We start from the raw sequence: 17,449 nt of genomic DNA on the forward strand, positions 1-17,449 counted from the left end.
GCGGCGGTCAACCGGCGGCGGCCAGCGCTTGCCCGGTGCGGCTGGCGGTGGCGCGGCCGAGCAGGCCGGCCAGCCAGCGGCCGGTCTCGGCCAGTGCCGGCAGGTCCACGCCGCTGTCCAGGCCGAGGCCCTGCAGCAGGTAGACCACGTCTTCGCTGGCCACATTGCCGCTGGCGCCCTTGGCATACGGGCAGCCACCGGCACCCGACACCGCGCTGTCGACCACGCGCACGCCTGCTTCCAGGCAGGTGGCGATGTTGGCGATGGCCTGGCCGTAGGTGTCGTGGAAGTGCACGGCCAGTGCTTCCATCGGAATCTCGGCAGCGACCGCCTGCAGCATCGCCCGTGCCTTGCGTGGGGTGCCGACGCCGATAGTGTCGCCCAGCGAGATTTCGTAACAGCCCATCTGGTGCAGGGCGCGTGCAACGCGCACCACATCAGCCAGCGGCACTTCGCCCTGGTAGGGGCAGCCGAGCACGGTGGAGACGTAGCCGCGCACGCGCACGCCATCGGCGGCGGCACGGCGCAGGATCGGCTCGAAGCGCGCCAGCGATTCATCGATGCCGGCATTGGTATTGGTGCGGTTGAACGCCTCGGACGCGGCGGTGAACACCGCCACTTCCTCCACGCCCACCGCACGGGCGCGGTCGTAGCCTTGTTCGTTCGGCACCAGTACCGGGTAGTGGATGCCGGGCCGGCGCTGGATGCCGGCGTAGACCTCGGCGGCATCGGCCAGCTGCGGGATCCACTTCGGGCTGACGAAGCTGGTCGCCTCGATGCTGCGCAGGCCGGTGGCCGACAGGCGGTTGATCAGTTCGATCTTGTCGCCGGTGGAGACCGACTGCTTTTCGTTCTGCAGGCCGTCACGCGGCCCGACCTCGACGATGCGGACGTAGTCGCTCATGCGGTTGCCCCATTGGCAGGGCGGTGGCAGACCGCCTCGATGTTGTTGCCATCCGGGTCCAGCACGAAGGCGCCGTAGTAGTCCGGGTGATACCACGGGCGCAGGCCCGGGGCGCCGTTGTCGCGGCCACCGGCGGCGAGGGCGGCGGCATGGAAGGCGTCCACCTGGTCGCGGCTGGCGCAGGCGAAGGCCACATGCACGCCATGGCTGGCGGTGCCACCATTGCCAAGCCAGAAGAACGGCTTGCCGTCGCTGCCGAAGCCGATGTGGTCGTGCGCGCCGGTCTGTTCGGCGGTCACTTCCATCACCACGCCGATCTGCAGCGGCGCCAGTGCCTGCAGGAAGAAGGCCTTGCTGCGCGCCAGGTCGGCGCTGGTCAAACCAAGATGATCGAGCATGTTCAGGCTTCCGTGACCCAGTGGGGCGCGCGCTTGTCGAGGAAGGCGCCCAGGCCTTCCTGGCCCTCGGCCGACACCCGCAGGCGCGCGATCAGGGCGGCATTATCGCGATCCAGGGTGTCGCGGTCATGGCTGTCGCGGACCTGGCGGACCAGTTGCTTGGCGGTGGACGAGGCGATCGGGCCGGCCTTGTCGAGCAGGGCCAGCTGGCGTTGCACGGCCTCGTCCAGGCGTTCGGGCTCGACCAGCTGGTGGACCAGGCCGATGCGCAGCGCAGTGTCGGCGTCGAAATGCTCGCCGGTGGCGAACCAGCGGCGGGCCTGGCGCGGGCCGATGGCTTCGATCACATAGGGCGAGATCACCGCCGGCAGCAGGCCGAGGCGGCTTTCGGTCAAGCCGAAGCGGGCCGAGGTGCTGGCGATGGCGATGTCGCAGCAGGCGACCAGGCCGACGCCGCCGCCGAAGGCCGCGCCATGGACCCGGGCCAGGGTCGGCTTGGGCAGCTCGTCCAGGGTGCGCATCAGCCGGGCCAGGGCCAGCGAGTCCTCGCGGTTATCGGCTTCGCTGGCCGCCGCCATGCCGCGCATCCACTGCATGTCGGCACCGGCCGAGAAGGAGGCGCCGTGGCCGGCCAGCACCACCGCGCGCACCGAAGCATCGTGGCCGGCGGCCTCCAGTGCGGCGGTCAGCCGGGCGATCAGCCCGGCGTCAAAGGCGTTGTGCAGCTCCGGCCGGTTCAGCCAGAGGGTGAGGACGGCGCCGCTGCGCTCGATCTGCAAAGCATCGTTCATGGGATTCCAGGGTCACTCCATACCTGTATGGATCATAGCGGGCCATTGGTCATGGGCCATGACGCGACGCGGGAATGTTAGAATCGAGAACCATTTACATCCAGCAGAGAACACGCTAGATGACGCTGTCCGAACTGCCGCTGCACACCTCGGCCGTGGTCGAGTCCGTGCAGGACCTGCATGCCAACGATGCCATCGCCCGTCGCCTGCGCGAGCTGGGTTTCGTGAAGGGCGAGGAAGTGCGCCTGGTGGCCAAGGGTCCGGTGGGGGGAGAGCCGCTGCTGGTGCAGGTCGGGTTCACCCGTTTCGCGCTGCGGATCAGTGAAGCCAAGCGGGTCGTGGTCGACGCCGCCAGCCAGGAACGACGCGCATGACTGCTACTGCCACTACCGCCCCCTTGCGCGTTGCGCTGGTTGGTAACCCCAACAGCGGCAAGACCGCACTGTTCAACCAGCTGACCGGCAGCCGGCAGAAGGTTGCCAACTACACTGGCGTCACCGTCGAGCGCAAGGAAGGCCGTCTGCGTGCGCCGTCCGGCCGCGAGTTCGCGGTACTCGATCTTCCGGGCGCCTACAGCCTGCATCCGGCCAGCCTGGACGAGGCGATCACCCGTGACCTGTGCCGGGGCTTCTACCCGGGCGAAGCCGCGCCGGATGTGCTGCTGTGCGTGATCGACGCCACCAACCTGCGCCTGCACCTGCGCTTCGCGCTGGAACTGCGCGAGCTGGGCAAGCCGATGGTGGTGGCGCTGAACATGGTTGATGCGGCCCAGCGCCGTGGCATCCAGGTGGACGTGGCCGCGCTGGAGCGCGAGCTGGGCGTGCCGGTAGTGGAGACCGTGGCGGTGCGCAAGCAGGGCGCCAAGGCCCTGGTCGAACGCCTGGATGCGATGGTCCCGCACCTGGATGCACCGGTGCCGGGCCCGGAAGGTGGCATCGATTACCACGCCAAGGTGCGCGAGATCCTGTCGGTGGCCGTGCGCATGCCGGCGCGGACCGCGAAGATCGACGACGCGCTGGACCGCTGGCTGCTGCACCCGGTGTTCGGCCTGATCAGCCTGGCGGTGGTGATGTTCCTGATCTTCCAGGCCGTGTACGCCTGGGCGACGCCGCTGATGGACGCCATCGAGGCCGGTTTCGCCTGGCTCGGCGCCTTCGTCGGCAGCGTGCTGCCGGAAGGCCCGCTGGCCAGCCTGCTGACCGACGGCATCATCGCCGGTGTCGGTGGCGTGGTGGTGTTCCTGCCGCAGATCCTGATCCTGTTCTTCTTCATCCTGGTGCTGGAGGAATCCGGCTACCTGCCGCGTGCGGCGTTCCTGCTCGACCGCATGATGGCCGCTGCCGGCCTGTCCGGTCGCTCGTTCATCCCGCTGCTGTCCAGCTTCGCCTGCGCAGTGCCGGGCATCATGTCCACGCGCAGCATCCAGGACCCGCGTGACCGCCTGGCCACGATCCTGGTGGCGCCGCTGATGACCTGTTCCGCACGCCTGCCGGTGTACGCGCTGCTGATCGGTTCGTTCATTCCGCAGAAGACGGTGTGGGGCGTGTTCAACCAGCAGGGCCTGGTGCTGTTCGGCCTGTACGCGGCCGGCATCCTCAGCGCGCTGGCGATGTCGTGGATCATGAAGAAGTGGCGCCGCGACAAGAGCGAGCATCCGCTGATGCTGGAACTGCCGTCGTACCGCCTGCCGCACGTGCGTGACCTGGCGGTCGGCCTGTACGAGCGCGGCATGATCTTCCTCAAGCGCGTTGGCGGCATCATCCTGGCGCTGACCATCCTGCTGTGGGTGCTGCTGTCGTTCCCGGCAGCGCCGGCGGGGGCCACCATGCCCGCGATCGATTACAGCTACGCCGGCCAGATCGGCCATGCGATGGCGGCATTCTTCGCGCCGCTGGGCTTCAACTGGCAGATCTGCATCGCGCTGATCCCGGGCCTGGCCGCGCGTGAAGTGGCGGTGTCTTCACTGGCCACCGTGTATGCGCTGTCGGCAGCCGATGACGATGCCGCCAGCCAAGCACTGACCCCGCTGATCAGCGATGGCTGGTCGCTGGCCACCGCACTGTCGCTGCTGGTCTGGTACATCTACGCCCCGATGTGCATCTCGACGCTGGCCACCATCAAGCGCGAGACCAACTCGTGGAAGCAGATGGGCTTCGCTGCGTTCTACCTGTTCGCGGCGGCCTACGTGGCCGCCCTGATCACCTACCAGGTGACCAGGGCGCTGGGAGGCGGCTGATGGATGCCGGCCTGCTGATCCAGTACCTGATCATCGCGGTGGCCGTGCTGGTCAGTGCCTGGGTGGTGCTGAAGAAGCAGTTCCCCGGTACCGTGCGCAAGCTGCGCGGTGCGTTGGCGCTGGCCCTGCTGAAGCCGGGCCGTGCTGCCTGGCTGCAGGCGCTGGGGCGGAAGGTCGCGCCGCCGGCGAGCGGGAGTGGTGGCGCCTGTGGCGGTTGCGACAGCTGCGGGCCGACTCCGCCGAAGCGGCACTGACGCTGCTTCTCCTGCGCTGGTGGGTGCGAACCTTGGTTCGCACGCTTCCGGGGTTCAGACCTCTCTGCGGATGATCGCCCGGAAGCGTCCATCCCGATTCAATTGCCGCACCGATTCCCGGTTCCCATGGGTTGCCGCGAAGCCGGCCACGTCGGCAAGGGCATCGAGCAGCAGGCCTTTCAGTCCGTCGCGGTTACCAGCCTGCAGCAGGTCTTCAAGATCCTGCTGGATGAAGGCCCGGCGCAGGCCTGGTGTCTCTTCGATCCGCCAGTCGACGTGGGGCGTGGGAATGCTGGAGCGGTACCTGAAAGCCGTTTCAAGATCGTCAGGTGCGAGGGGATGCTCGAGCAGCTCTGGAAAGTAGAGTCCAGCATTCACATAGAAACCCCGGCTTTCGCTGGCACGCTGGTGATTCACGACAAGCAGGGCGTCATCCAGCAAGCGGTAGCGGGTAGTCGTGGTCCCGGCAAAGCCGGTCTTCCTGGCGCACTTGCTGAAGACAGTCGAGGATTTCATGGGCTTTGCCCGGGCCGGAACAGGGGGGGGCACAGCCTTGAGGCGCGGTGCCTGGCGGTCAATTGGCAAACGCGACACGCGGAACACTGGCCACCATTTCATCCACGCATGGCGTGGATCTACCAGGCGCGTGAGCCCAGGTCCGCCGCCAGCGCCAGCCACTTGCTGCGTTGTGCCGCTGTACTGCTGCGTACAGCGCCAAGGCGGCTGACACGCACCGGGCGGATGCCGCAGAACTGCAGGATGGTGGCGCGGATCTGGGCGACGCCCGGGTCGCGGTAGATCCAGCGGTAGTACCAGGGCGGCGTATCCAGCGTGGTGATCACCCGCGCGCTGCGCCCGGCCAGCAGCCGGTCCCACCACACCGAATCGCGCCGGTAGCGGAAGGCGTACCCCGGCAGCAGCACGCGATCGAAGAAGCCCTTCAGCAGTGCCGGCATCGCGCCCCACCAGGTGGGGTAGACCAGCACCAGGTGATCGCAGGCCTCGATCGCTTCCGCGGCGTCCTGCAGGTCGGCTTCCAGCGGCTGGATCTGACGGTAGCCGTGGCGCAGTACCGGGTCGAACTGGAGGTCACCCAGCGCGATCAGGCGTACCTGGTGACCGGCGTTCTCGGCGGCGGTGGCGTAGCGCTGGGCGAGGGCGCCGCACAGGCTGTCGCGGTCGGGATGGCCGAGCAGGATCAGGATGGAACGGGACACGGCAACCTCGGGCAATGGAAAGTGCGCGAGGTTGGGGTCTGCCCCAGGGGCAGAGTCAAACCGGGGTGGTGCAGCCGCTGGGTTCCAGGATGCAGTCGCCGCTGCCGGAGTGCAGCCACTGCTGCAGTTCGTCGCTGACCAGCTGCAGGTCGCGCTCGACCTGTGCCAGCCGCATCCGCTCGTCGGCGATGCGGCCGCGCTGCTGCTCCAGCAAGGCCAGTACCGCTGGCCAGTCGAGCCGTCCATCGCGGCCCTGCAGGCGTGAGATCGCGGCCAGGGTGATGCCCAGCCCCAGTGCCTGACGGATCAGCTGCACCCAGGCCACGTCCTGTTCGCTGTAGTCGCGATAGCGGTTCAGGCGTGGCACCGGCGGCAGTAGTCCGCGCGCCTCGTACAGGCGGATGGCCTTGGCACTGGCGCCGGTCAGGCGGCTGACTTCGGAGATGCGCATCGACTCAGTCCCGCACCAGCCCGCCATCGACCACCAGGTTCTGACCGGTCACCGCGCGCGACCAGGGGCTGGCGAAGAACAGCGCGGCATCGGCGAACTCGGCCGGCGTGGTGACGCTGCGCAGTGGCGTGTTGGCGGCGATGTAGTCGAACACTGCTTCCGGGGTGGCGGCGCTGGCATCGGTGGTGCGCAGCAGGCCGCCCGACAACATGTTCACGGTGATGCCATGCGGGCCGAGGTCGCCGGCCAGGGTACGGGTCAGCGACAGCAGTGCGGCCTTGGCGGCGGTGTAGTCGTGATAGGGCACCACCGGATTCTGGAACAGGTTGGTGCCGATGTTGATCACCCGACCGAAGCGACGGGCCTGCATGCCGGGCAGGGCGGCCTGCACGGTGTTCAGCGCGCCGCGCACGCTGCCCTCGAACTGCGCCTGGAACGCCGGCCAGCCGATGTCGGCGGCGCTGTCGCGGGCATCACCATTGAACGAGAACGCTGCCAATGCATTGTTGACTACGGTGGTGACGCCCTGGCCGAAGTGGGCCAGGGCGTGCTGCAGCATTGCATCGACCTCGGCGCGCTCAGTGACATCGGCCGGCAGCGCGATCGCCTGTCCGCCCAGCTCGGCAGCCAGAGCACGTGCGGCGCCTTCGCTTCGGTGGTAGTTGATGATGACGCGCGCGCCCTGGGCGGCGAAGGCGCGGGCGATGTGCTGGCCAAGTCCGCGCCCGGCACCGGTGACCAGCACCAGCTGTTCGCTGATCTGCATGAGGGAACTGCCATCCATTGCATGAAAGGGCATGCAGCGTAGCAGCGATGGCGCTTGCCGGAGCGGGCGTGCTGCCGCTAGCCTGCAGGCATGAACCAGACTCCCCTGCGATTGCTCATCCACGGTGCCTCCGGGCGCATGGGCCAGGCCCTGCTGCGGCTGGCCGCCGAACATCCCGAAACCCTGCAGATCGCCGCTGCGGTGACGGGTCGTGCGCCGGCCCAGCGCGTGGTCGATGGCGTACCGTTCTTCGCGGCCAGCGAGCTGCCCGGTGCGCCGGCATTCGACGTGGCGATCGACTTCAGCCTGCCCGAGGGTTTCGACCCGATTCTGGCACTGTGCGTGGAACGTGGTGCGGGGCTGGTCTCGGGCACTACCGGCATTTCCAGCACGCAGCGCCAGGCGCTGGAGGCGGCGGCGGCGAGGATCCCGCTGGTCTGGGCGTCGAATTTCAGCCTGGGCGTGGCGGTGCTGGACGAGCTGGTCGAGCGTGCGGCGCAGGCGCTGGCCGGCTGGGACTGTGACATCGTCGAGTCTCACCACACCCAGAAGAAGGACGCGCCGTCGGGCACTGCACTGACCCTGGGCGCGGCCGCGCAGCGGGGCGGGGCGGAGCCGCACTATGCCAGCCTGCGCGCTGGTGACATCGTCGGCGAGCATCTGGTGCAGTTCACCGGGCTGGGCGAGCGCATCGAGCTGGTGCACCGGGCCACCAACCGCGACATTTTCGCCCGCGGCGCCCTGTTCGCCGCCCGCCAGCTGCAGGGCCGCGCCCCGGGCAGCTACCGGGTACGGGACCTGCTGGCGTAAGGCGGTAGTGCCGGCCGCTGGCCGGCAACCTTGGGTTACGGGGCGCCAATGGGATTGCCGGCCAGCGGCCGGCACTACCCGGTAGCGGGTGCCGCATACGCCGCCGGATTGAAATGAATGCGCAATCGCCCGTTCATGAAGCGCGATAACCGCTGGCGCGAGCGCCCCGGCAGCGCTACAATTCGCACTCGCCGAATCACGAAAGCCGGACCGGTCCCAGACCGCACGTCCGCGCTTTTTTGCAACCGGATTTCCGTGAAGCGCAGGCGTGACTTCGGCAGCCCCCTCGGTAGCCAAAGTGAGATTCCCGTGACCCAAGCCGCAATCCTCGTCCTCGAAGACGGCACCGTATTCGAGGGCGAATCCGTAGGCGCGCCCGGCCTGTCCGTCGGTGAGGTGGTGTTCAACACCGCCATGACCGGCTACCAGGAAGTATTGACCGACCCGTCCTACGCCCGGCAGATGGTCACGCTGACCTATCCGCATATCGGCAACACCGGCATGACCGACCAGGACAATGAAGCGTCCAAGGTGTGGTCGGCCGGCCTGATCGTGCGCGATGTTCCCCGTCGCCCCAGCAACTGGCGCAGCCAGGTGTCGCTGCAGGACTGGCTGATCCAGCGTGGCGTGGTTGCCATCGCCGGCATCGACACCCGCAAGCTGACCCGCATCCTGCGCGAGAAGGGCGCGCAGAACGGTGCGCTGATGGCCGGCGACATCGACGTGGAAAAGGCACTGGAAGCCGCCCGCAAGTTCCCGGGGCTAAAGGGCATGGATCTGGCCAAGGTCGTTACTACCGAGAAGACCTACACCTGGACCGAGGGCCAGCTGGACCTGGATGCCAATGCCTTCGTCAGCGTGCCGGCCAAGTACAAGGTCGTGGCCTACGATTTCGGCGTGAAGACCAACATCCTGCGCATGCTGGCCGAGCGCGGCTGCGAAGTGACCGTGGTGCCCGCGCAGACCCCGGCCGCCGAAGTGCTGGCGCTGAAGCCGGACGGCGTGTTCCTGTCCAACGGCCCGGGTGACCCGGAACCGTGCGACTACGCCATCGAAGCGATCAAGACCTTCATCGACGTGAAGATCCCGACCTTCGGCATCTGCCTTGGCCACCAGCTGCTGGGCCTGGCCTCGGGCGCGCAGACCATGAAGATGGGCCACGGCCACCACGGTGCCAACCACCCGGTGCAGGACCTGGACAGCGGCCGGGTGATGATCACCTCGCAGAACCACGGCTTCGCGATCGATGAAGCGACCCTGCCGCCGACCCTGCGCGTGACCCACCGCTCGCTGTTCGATGGCACCAACCAGGGCGTGGCCCGCACCGACGTGCCGGCGTTCTCGTTCCAGGGCCATCCGGAAGCGTCGCCGGGCCCGACCGATGTCGGCCCGCTGTTCGACCGCTTCGTGGTGCTGATGGAGCAGGCCAAGGCGTGATCAGTACGCCGCCGGCCCCCCGGTGGCGTCGCGATGGACCGTAAACCCCGCATCGCTGCTGCCCCTGGCGCGGCGCTGCGGATCAAGATTCCTGATCGACAGCGTGCGATCACTCCCCCTTGTCACGCTGTACTGACTTAGAGAAGAAAATGCCCAAGCGCACTGACCTCAAGACCATCCTCATCATCGGTGCTGGCCCGATCGTCATCGGCCAGGCCTGCGAGTTCGACTACTCCGGCGCCCAGGCCTGCAAGGCCCTGCGTGACGAGGGTTACCGCGTGGTGCTGGTCAACAGCAACCCGGCCACGATCATGACCGACCCGGAGATGGCCGATGCCGTCTACATCGAGCCGATCAACTGGCAGACGGTCGAGAAGATCATCGCCAAGGAAAAGCCCGATGCGCTGCTGCCGACCATGGGTGGCCAGACCGCGCTGAACTGCGCGCTGGACCTGGCCGACCACGGCGTGCTGGAGAAGTACAACGTCGAACTGATCGGCGCCAAGCGCGAAGCGATCCGCATGGCCGAAGACCGCGAGCTGTTCCGCGTGGCCATGGGTGAGATCGGCCTGGAATGCCCGACCGCCGCCGTCGCCCACACCCTGGACGAAGCGCTGGAGATCCAGACCCGCGTTGGCTACCCGACCATCATCCGCCCCAGCTTCACCCTGGGCGGCAGCGGTGGCGGCATCGCCTACAACCGCGAAGAGCTGGTCGAAATCGTCAGCCGCGGCCTGGAACTGTCGCCGACCACCGAAGTGCTGGTGGAAGAGTCGGTGCTGGGCTGGAAGGAGTTCGAGATGGAAGTGGTCCGCGATACCGCGGACAACTGCATCATCGTCTGCTCGATCGAAAACCTCGACCCGATGGGCGTGCATACCGGTGACTCGATCACCGTGGCCCCGGCGCAGACCCTGACCGACAAGGAATACCAGCGCCTGCGCGATGCCTCCATCGCCGTGCTGCGCAAGATCGGCGTCGATACCGGTGGCTCGAACGTGCAGTTCGGCATCAACCCGAAGACCGGCCGCGTGGTCGTCATCGAGATGAACCCGCGCGTGTCGCGTTCCTCGGCGCTGGCGTCCAAGGCCACCGGCTTCCCGATCGCCAAGGTCGCCGCCAAGCTGGCCGTGGGCTACACCCTGGACGAACTGAAGAACGAGATCACCGGCGGCCTGACCCCGGCCTCGTTCGAGCCGTCCATCGACTACGTCGTCACCAAGATCCCGCGCTTCGCCTTCGAGAAGTTCCCGGCCGCCGACGCCCGCCTGACCACCCAGATGAAGTCGGTGGGCGAGGTGATGGCGATGGGCCGCACCTTCCAGGAGTCGGTGCAGAAGGCCCTGCGTGGCCTGGAAACCGGCAAGGTCGGCTTCGACCCGACCGGCCTGGACCTGGGCAACGAAGACGACCTGCAGACCCTGCGCCGCGAACTGAAGGCACCGGGTCCGGAGCGCCTGTTCTTCGTCGCCGATGCATTCCGCGCCGGCATGAGCGTGGAAGAGATCTACGCGCTGTCGTTCATCGATCACTGGTTCCTGGACCAGATCGAGGAAATCATCGCTGCCGAAGCTGACGTCGCCGCCGGTGGCATCGACGCACTGGACGCCGCACGCCTGCGCAAGCTGAAGCGCGCCGGCTTCTCCGACGCACGCCTGGCGCAGCTGACCGGCACCAACGAAGCCGCCATCCGCGCGCTGCGTCGTGCGCACAAGGTGCGCCCGGTCTACAAGCGCGTGGACTCCTGTGCCGGTGAATTCTCCACCGGTACCGCCTACCTCTACTCGACCTACGAGGACGAGTGCGAGGCCGCGCCGAGCAACCGCGACAAGATCATGATCCTGGGCGGTGGCCCGAACCGCATCGGTCAGGGCATCGAGTTCGACTACTGCTGCGTGCATGCGGCACTGGCGCTGCGCGAGGATGGCTATGAAACCATCATGGTCAACTGCAACCCGGAAACCGTGTCGACCGACTACGACACCTCCGACCGCCTGTATTTCGAACCGCTGACCCTGGAAGACGTGCTGGAAATCGTCGAACTGGAACAGCCGAAGGGCGTGATCGTGCAGTACGGCGGCCAGACCCCGCTGAAGCTGGCGCGCGCGCTGGAAGCCAACGGCGTGCCGGTGATCGGTACCAGCCCGGATTCGATCGACCTGGCCGAGGACCGCGAGCGCTTCCAGCAGCTGGTCGACAAGCTGGGCCTGAAGCAGCCGCCGAACCGCATCGCCCGCAACGACCAGGAAGCGCTGCTGCTGGCCCGCGAGATCGGCTACCCGCTGGTGGTGCGCCCGAGCTACGTGCTGGGCGGCCGTGCGATGGAAATCGTCTACGGCGAAGCCGACCTGGCCCGCTACGTGCGCGACGCGGTGAAGGTGTCCAACGATTCGCCGGTGCTGCTGGACCGCTTCCTCGATAACGCCGTCGAGTGCGACGTCGACATCATCGCCGACAAGGAGGGCAACGTCCTGATCGGTGGCGTGATGGAGCACATCGAAGAAGCCGGCGTGCACTCGGGCGATTCCTCGTGCTCGCTGCCGCCGTACTCGCTGTCGGCTGAAACCCAGGCCGAGCTGCGCCGCCAGGTGGTGGAGCTGGCCAAGGCCCTGAACGTGGTCGGCCTGATGAACACCCAGTTCGCGATCCAGACCAGCGACGAAGGTGCCGACACCATCTACCTGCTGGAAGTGAACCCGCGTGCCTCGCGCACCGTGCCGTTCGTGTCCAAGGCCACCGGCATGCCGCTGGCCAAGATCGCGGCGCGCTGCATGGCCGGCAAGAGCCTGGCCGAGCAGGGCGCGACCAAGGAAATCGTGCCGGACTATTACTCGGTGAAGGAAGCGATCTTCCCGTTCGCCAAGTTCCAGGGCGTCGACCCGATCCTCGGGCCGGAGATGCGCTCCACCGGTGAGGTGATGGGCGTGGGCCGCAGCTTCAACGCCGCCTTCGCGCGTGCGCAGGAAGCCGGTGGCATCAAGGCACCGCCGGTCGGCAAGGCCTTCGTTTCGGTCCGCGATCCGGACAAGAAGCGCGTGCTGCCGGTGGCCAAGGCGCTGCTGGCGCGTGGCTACAGCCTGGTCGCGACCCGTGGCACCGCCGCGTGGCTGCAGCAGCACGGCATGGACTGCGAGATCATCAACAAGGTGGTCGAAGGCCGTCCGCACATCGTCGACTCGATCAAGAACGGCGAGATCGTCTACATCGTCAACACGACCGAAGGTCGTTCGGCGATCAACGACTCGTTCTCGATCCGTCGCGAGGCGCTGCAGCATCGCGTCACCTACTCGACCACCATTGCCGGCGCCAAGGCGCTGGTGGATTCACTGGAATTCCGCGGCACCGGCCCCGTCTGGTCGCTGCAGGAGCTGCACAAGGAGTTGAATGCATGAGAGCCCCCATCACGATGAAGGGCGCGCAGAAGCTGCGCGACGAACTGGATCACCTGAAGTCGGTCAAGCGCCCGAAGGTGATCGCGGCCATCGCCGAAGCGCGTGAGCATGGCGACCTGAAGGAGAATGCCGAGTACCACGCCGCGCGCGAGGAACAGGGCTTCATCGAAGGCCGCATCAAGCAGCTGGAAGGCGAGCTGTCGCACGCCGAGATCATCGACGTGAGCAAGCTCAATGCCGGCTCCAAGGTGGTGTTCGGCGCCAGCGTGACGCTGGCCGACGTGGAAACCGACGAAGAGAAGAAGTACCAGATCGTCGGTGACCTGGAGGCGGACATCAAGCAGGGCCTGATCGCGATTTCCTCGCCGGTGGCGCGCGCGATGATCGGCAAGCTGGAAGGTGATTCGATCGTGATCGACGCCCCGGCCGGCCAGCGCGAGTACGAGATCGTCAGCGTCAGCTACGTGGACTGACCCGGTGGCAACGGCGACCCTGCTGTTGCCGGCACGCAGCCGCTTTGCCGCGGCTGCGCTGCCGGACGATGTGGCGCGCGCGCTTGGCCGCGCCACGACGGTGCAGGTCGCACCGGGTGAACGCGCGCAGCTGACGCGCCATTTCACGGTCGCCGCGCCGCAATGGCCGGTGGCCGCGTTGACCCGCCAGCGCGACGTCGGCGATGCCGCTGGCGCCAGCTGGCTGCGTGCCGATCCGGCCTGCATGGTGCCGGACATGCACGGCGCGCGGATGATGGCCTATGGCGAAACGCTGCGACCGACCCTGGCCGACTGCCTGGCCCTGCTGCCGGTGCTGCAGCCGTTGTTCGCCGATGCCGGATTCGTGCTCGACGCACCGGACCCTTCGCGCTGGTACCTGCGCCTGCCGATCGACCTGGCCCTGCCGGACTTCGACAGTCCGGACGAGGTGCTGGGCGATGACCTGTTCTCGCACCTGCCGGAAGGCGAGGGCGGCCGCCGTTGGCGGGCGCTGATGACCGAAGCGCAGGTACTGCTGCACAACCATTCCTGGAACCAGCAGCGCGCCGCGCAGGGACAACAGCCGATCAATTCGCTGTGGTTCTGGGGTGGTGGCGTGATGCCGGTATCGGTCAGCACGCCGCATGCGCAGGTGCGCAGCCGCGATGCGCTGCTGCAGGGCCTGGCTCTTGCGGCTGGCGTAGCCGTGGATGGCGAGCAGGCGGTCGATGCACTGGTTGATCTGCGCCAGCTGCGCTCGCTGCAGCAGCTCGGCAACGATGCGATCCGTCCGCTGCTGGCCGCGCTGAAGCGCGGCGAGCTGCAGCGGCTGGTGCTGGATTTCGAGGACGGCCTGCAGTTCCAGCTGGATCGCGGACAGCGCTGGCAGTTCTGGAAGAAGCCGCGCCAGCTTCACGACTGATCGGGGCCTCGGCCGAGCGGGGTCGGATCCGTTTTCCTAGGGAAAACGGCTCTGACCCCATTTTGTCTATCGATATCTGAAAGATGTGTCGACCAAGGTCGACACCTACCAGCAGCGGCGTGAACCTGTCGAAGGTGGGGCGGTGTCGGATTGCGGGGTGTCAGCCGCATGGATGCGGCTGCCAAGCCTACAGGGACGTACTTGCGGCGTCCCCGCAATCCGACACCGCCCCGCCAACCCACGGACTCCCCGCTGTTGCTGTTGCTTCGGATGTTGCTTCGGCAGGTGCAGGGCGCAGCCCTGCAAACAATCACCTCACCGTGCTGACCACGGTCGGCAGCTGCCAATGCCCTCCCGCCACGCCGCGGCACTGCCCGGTGGTGAACTCGCCGCTCTTCACGAATCGCGCGCCATCCCACGCCCAGTCGTGGCCGGAGTAGCAGTCACCGATGCCGCGTCCACGGAAGCGCCCGCGCAGCGTCGCGTCATCGCGATCAAAGTCCTCCGCGTTGGAGGTCACGAACTTCGCCTGGTACGGCGCCTTGTCCTGCACTACCCAGTAGCCGCTGCTGAAGTTGTAGGCACCCATGAAGCAGCTGGTGCTTGCCAGTACATGCTGGGCGTCCAGTCGCTGGATCTCGATCTCGTCTGTCCCACCCTCGCTCAGGCGGCCGCACTCATCCGGCTTCGGCAGGCTGGCGATCAGTGCCTTGCGCAGGCCCGGTGCGTTCGCCAGTGCCGCGTCCGAGGCGCGCGGTGCCACCAGCGTGCCGCGCATGATCACTGGCACCGGCAACGCCGCAGGCACGCTCGCTTCAGCCTTGTCGCCACGCCGCACCAGCGCACCGGGCGTGCCCAGCCGGCCCTGGGCCTCGTCCATCTTCAGCAGTACGGCCGCTGCACCACTGTCGGAGATCGGCCACGCCTTGCCCTTGCCGTCGATGATGTCGATGCGTGCGTGGCGCGGCAGCGCGGCGACCAGCGCATCGGTCTGTCCCTGCTGCAGCAGTACTTGATCTCCGTCGCCGGTGTCGCGCACCGGGCCCAGGTCCTTGCCGTTCAGGCGCAGGCGCAGCGCCCCGGTCGGCGTCGCGCTTTCGCCATCCTCGCCATTGCGCAGCCGCGCGAGCACCTTCGTACCCGGGCCGCCCGCGCGTTCCAGCATCAGGCTGAGCAGATTGCCGGGTTGTTCTGGACTGTAGCCGGCGGCGCGGCAGGTGCGGGTGTTGTCGCAGGCCAGCGACCAGTCGTTGTGCTGGAACTGCACGCCGGCCTTCGGTTCGGGCGTGGCGGCGTGGGTGGCCGGGGCCAGGGCGAGGCCCAGCAGCGCGGGAAGGAGCGTGCGATGCATGCGTTGAAGTCCATTTCCGGGCCGACAAGCATGGAAGATAGGCTGGCAGATTCCAAATGCCAGCGATCGGGGTGGAGCCTTCTGCGGGCAGAGAGATCCGACCCCGCGCTATCATGGGGATGTCTTCCGCAACCCGGCGATGCCGATGTCCCTTGCCGCCGATGCTGCGCAGCCGTCCTCTGATACGCCGATGATCCGCCGCCGCGATGCGGTCGTACCCGGCAGCTGGCCAGACGGCACGCTGCCACTGCTGGCGCGACTCTATGCCAGCCGCGGCGCCGGTACGCCAGAGCTGGCACTGCCGAAGCTGGGCAGCCTCCACGCGCCGGAGCTGCTGACCGGCATCGATGATGCGGTGGGTCTGCTGATCGAGGCCATCGCCAACGACAAGCGCATCCTGGTGGTCGGCGATTTCGATTGCGATGGCGCCACCGCCTGTGCGGTCGGCGTGCGGGGCCTGCGCATGCTCGGCGCGCAACACGTCTTCCACGCGGTGCCGAACCGCATGGTGCACGGCTACGGCCTGTCACCTTCTCTGGTGGAGGAGCTGGCCGCGCTGCAGCCGGACCTGCTGGTCACGGTCGACCACGGCATCGCCTGCCATGCGGGCGTGATCGCGGCCAAGGCGCGGGGCTGGCAGGTGCTGGTCACCGACCATCACCTTCCCGGGCCGCAGCTGCCGCCGGCCGATGTCATCGTCGATCCCAATCTCGACGGTGATGCGTTCCCCAGCAAATCGCTGGCCGGCGTCGGCGTGATCTTCTACGTGCTGATGGCCCTGCGCCGGCACATGCGCGAGGCCGGTGTCTTTGCCGATGGCAAGGGGCCGGACCTGACCACGCTGCTGGACCTGGTGGCGGTCGGCACCGTCGCCGACCTGGTGGTGCTGGATCCGAACAACCGGGCACTGGTCAGCGCGGGCCTGCGCCGTCTGCGCGCGGGGCAGGCCTGCGTCGGCCTGCGAGCGCTGATCGAAGCCAGCGGCCGTGATGCGGCGCGGCTGACCGCCACCGACATCGGCTTCGCGCTCGGCCCGCGCCTGAATGCCGCGGGCCGGCTGGAAGACATGGCGCTGGGCATCGCGCTGTTGCTGACCGAAGACCCGCGCCAGGCGCGGGAGATCGCGCAGACGCTGGAGCAGATCAACTCGGAACGCCGCGCGGTGCAGCAGGCGATGACCGATGACGCCGAGCAGGCGTTGACCCGCGTGGTGCTGGACATGGCCGGTCAGCGACCGGTGGCGGCCTGCCTGTTCGATGCCGACTGGCATCCAGGCGTGGTCGGCCTGGTCGCATCGAAAATGAAGGATCGCCTGCATCGCCCGGTGATCGCCTTCGCCCCGGCCGAACCCGGCGCCGACACCCTGCGCGGCTCGGCGCGCTCCATTCCCGGCCTGCACATCCGTGACGCGCTGGCGTTGGTCGATGCGCGCCATCCGGGCCTGATCGAGCGCTTCGGTGGGCATGCCATGGCGGCCGGGCTGAGCATGCGGCTGGATCACGTCGATGACTTCAAGGCCGCCTTCGTCGCCGTGGTGCTGGAGATGCTCGATCCGGCCGCATTGCAGCAGCAGGTGCTCAGTGACGGCGAACTGGCCGCCGACGAGCTGGACCATCGCCACGCCGATGCGCTGCGCCTGGCCGGGCCGTGGGGCCAGGGTTTCCCCGAGCCACTGTTCGACGGCCACTTTGAAGTGGCCAACTGGCGCGTTCTGAAGGAACGCCACCTCAAGCTGGAGCTGCGCCTGCCCGGCGTGCCCGGCACCATCAATGCCATCCATTTCGGCGGCTGGCACGGCAATGCGCCTGGCCGCCACGTGCACCTCGCCTACCGCTTGGCCTGCGACGACTACCGTGGCGGCAGCGCCATCCAGCTGATCATCGAACACTGCCTGCCCGCCTAGAAAAAGGGGACGGAGGGGATTAAGCCGCTTTTGCCTTGTTGGCCAATTGCGACTTAATCCCCTCCGTCCCCTTTTTGGGGCCCCGCCAACCCCGTTACGGTTGCTGGTGCGTTCAACGATCCACGATCCCACTGGAGTCCGGTC

17 protein-coding genes are annotated in these 17,449 nt (G+C 67.6%); 9 read left to right on the top strand and 8 right to left on the bottom strand.

Translation table 11 applies throughout. The features are described from left to right. Positions 1–7: 7 nt before the first annotated feature. From CKW06_RS11350 to CKW06_RS11360, 3 genes are read right to left on the bottom strand one after another with little or no spacing between them, the layout of a single operon-like run. Positions 8–904: a hydroxymethylglutaryl-CoA lyase gene (locus tag CKW06_RS11350; protein ID WP_012480063.1), complete on the bottom strand. Its 897-nt coding sequence runs from the start codon at positions 902–904 to the stop codon at positions 8–10. Next, positions 901–1,302, bottom strand: coding sequence for a VOC family protein (locus CKW06_RS11355; protein ID WP_005409471.1), 402 nt, complete (start codon positions 1,300–1,302; stop codon positions 901–903). Before CKW06_RS11355 ends, CKW06_RS11350 begins: the two co-directional genes overlap by 4 nt. Before the next feature lie 2 nt (positions 1,303–1,304). After that, positions 1,305–2,093 carry an enoyl-CoA hydratase/isomerase family protein gene (locus CKW06_RS11360; RefSeq protein WP_005409472.1) on the bottom strand — a complete coding sequence of 263 codons (789 nt, stop codon included), beginning with the start codon at positions 2,091–2,093 and terminating at the stop codon, positions 1,305–1,307. A 119-nt stretch (positions 2,094–2,212) separates the two neighbouring features. On the opposite strand from CKW06_RS11360, the gene CKW06_RS11365 reads away from it, so the two are divergent. The 3 genes from CKW06_RS11365 to CKW06_RS11375 are packed head-to-tail and all read left to right on the top strand — an operon-like array spanning position 2,213 to position 4,583. Beyond that, positions 2,213–2,467 (top strand): FeoA family protein, encoded by a 255-nt coding sequence (locus CKW06_RS11365; RefSeq protein ID WP_005409473.1) that lies wholly within the window; start codon positions 2,213–2,215, stop codon positions 2,465–2,467. After that, positions 2,464–4,329 (top strand): ferrous iron transport protein B, encoded by a 1,866-nt coding sequence (gene feoB, locus CKW06_RS11370; RefSeq protein ID WP_024958337.1) that lies wholly within the window; start codon positions 2,464–2,466, stop codon positions 4,327–4,329. The genes CKW06_RS11365 and feoB overlap by 4 nt, the downstream gene beginning before the upstream one ends. Further along, complete coding sequence (locus CKW06_RS11375) at positions 4,329–4,583, top strand: DUF6587 family protein (protein ID WP_005409475.1); 255 nt, start codon at positions 4,329–4,331, stop codon at positions 4,581–4,583. Before feoB ends, CKW06_RS11375 begins: the two co-directional genes overlap by 1 nt. Positions 4,584–4,637: 54 nt before the next feature. Here CKW06_RS11375 and CKW06_RS11380 read toward each other — a convergent pair whose 3' ends face one another. The 4 genes from CKW06_RS11380 to CKW06_RS11395 all read right to left on the bottom strand — a co-directional run bounded on the left by CKW06_RS11380 (position 4,638) and on the right by CKW06_RS11395 (position 7,017). Beyond that, on the bottom strand, positions 4,638–5,099 hold the full coding sequence (locus CKW06_RS11380) for a DUF4304 domain-containing protein (protein ID WP_005409476.1): 462 nt from the start codon (positions 5,097–5,099) through the stop codon (positions 4,638–4,640). 119 nt (positions 5,100–5,218) lie between these two features. Next, positions 5,219–5,800: an NAD(P)H-dependent oxidoreductase gene (locus CKW06_RS11385; protein WP_012480066.1), complete on the bottom strand. Its 582-nt coding sequence runs from the start codon at positions 5,798–5,800 to the stop codon at positions 5,219–5,221. Between the two features lie 55 nt (positions 5,801–5,855). Then, on the bottom strand, positions 5,856–6,251 hold the full coding sequence (locus CKW06_RS11390) for a MerR family transcriptional regulator (protein WP_012480067.1): 396 nt from the start codon (positions 6,249–6,251) through the stop codon (positions 5,856–5,858). A 4-nt stretch (positions 6,252–6,255) separates the two neighbouring features. Further along, positions 6,256–7,017 carry a 3-oxoacyl-ACP reductase gene (locus tag CKW06_RS11395; RefSeq protein WP_005413210.1) on the bottom strand — a complete coding sequence of 254 codons (762 nt, stop codon included), beginning with the start codon at positions 7,015–7,017 and terminating at the stop codon, positions 6,256–6,258. Between the two features lie 138 nt (positions 7,018–7,155). Between CKW06_RS11395 and CKW06_RS11400 the strand changes: the two genes are divergently transcribed. From CKW06_RS11400 to CKW06_RS11420, 5 genes are all read left to right on the top strand, one after another. After that, positions 7,156–7,827, top strand: coding sequence for a 4-hydroxy-tetrahydrodipicolinate reductase (locus CKW06_RS11400; protein WP_032964524.1), 672 nt, complete (start codon positions 7,156–7,158; stop codon positions 7,825–7,827). A 309-nt stretch (positions 7,828–8,136) separates the two neighbouring features. Then, a complete protein-coding gene (gene carA / locus CKW06_RS11405; protein ID WP_005413213.1) occupies positions 8,137–9,264 on the top strand; it encodes a glutamine-hydrolyzing carbamoyl-phosphate synthase small subunit in 1,128 nt (375 codons plus the stop codon). A gap of 149 nt (positions 9,265–9,413) precedes the next feature. Further along, positions 9,414–12,656 carry a carbamoyl-phosphate synthase large subunit gene (gene carB / locus CKW06_RS11410; RefSeq protein ID WP_024958340.1) on the top strand — a complete coding sequence of 1,081 codons (3,243 nt, stop codon included), beginning with the start codon at positions 9,414–9,416 and terminating at the stop codon, positions 12,654–12,656. A gap of 8 nt (positions 12,657–12,664) precedes the next feature. After that, positions 12,665–13,129, top strand: a complete 465-nt coding sequence (gene greA, locus CKW06_RS11415; RefSeq protein ID WP_181453298.1) for a transcription elongation factor GreA — start codon at positions 12,665–12,667, stop codon at positions 13,127–13,129. A 4-nt stretch (positions 13,130–13,133) separates the two neighbouring features. Then, positions 13,134–14,051 (top strand): hypothetical protein, encoded by a 918-nt coding sequence (locus CKW06_RS11420; protein ID WP_005409484.1) that lies wholly within the window; start codon positions 13,134–13,136, stop codon positions 14,049–14,051. Between the two features lie 310 nt (positions 14,052–14,361). On the opposite strand, the gene CKW06_RS11425 is transcribed toward CKW06_RS11420, so the two are convergent. Then, the gene (locus tag CKW06_RS11425) at positions 14,362–15,402 is read right to left on the bottom strand and encodes a DUF1176 domain-containing protein (RefSeq protein ID WP_024958341.1); all 1,041 of its coding nucleotides are present in this window, start codon (positions 15,400–15,402) and stop codon (positions 14,362–14,364) included. 145 nt (positions 15,403–15,547) lie between these two features. Between CKW06_RS11425 and recJ the strand changes: the two genes are divergently transcribed. Further along, positions 15,548–17,305 carry a single-stranded-DNA-specific exonuclease RecJ gene (gene recJ, locus CKW06_RS11430; RefSeq protein WP_024958342.1) on the top strand — a complete coding sequence of 586 codons (1,758 nt, stop codon included), beginning with the start codon at positions 15,548–15,550 and terminating at the stop codon, positions 17,303–17,305. The last annotated feature ends 144 nt before the right edge of the window (positions 17,306–17,449 follow it).

The organism is Stenotrophomonas maltophilia, assembly GCF_900186865.1.
Lineage (GTDB): Bacteria > Pseudomonadota > Gammaproteobacteria > Xanthomonadales > Xanthomonadaceae > Stenotrophomonas > Stenotrophomonas maltophilia.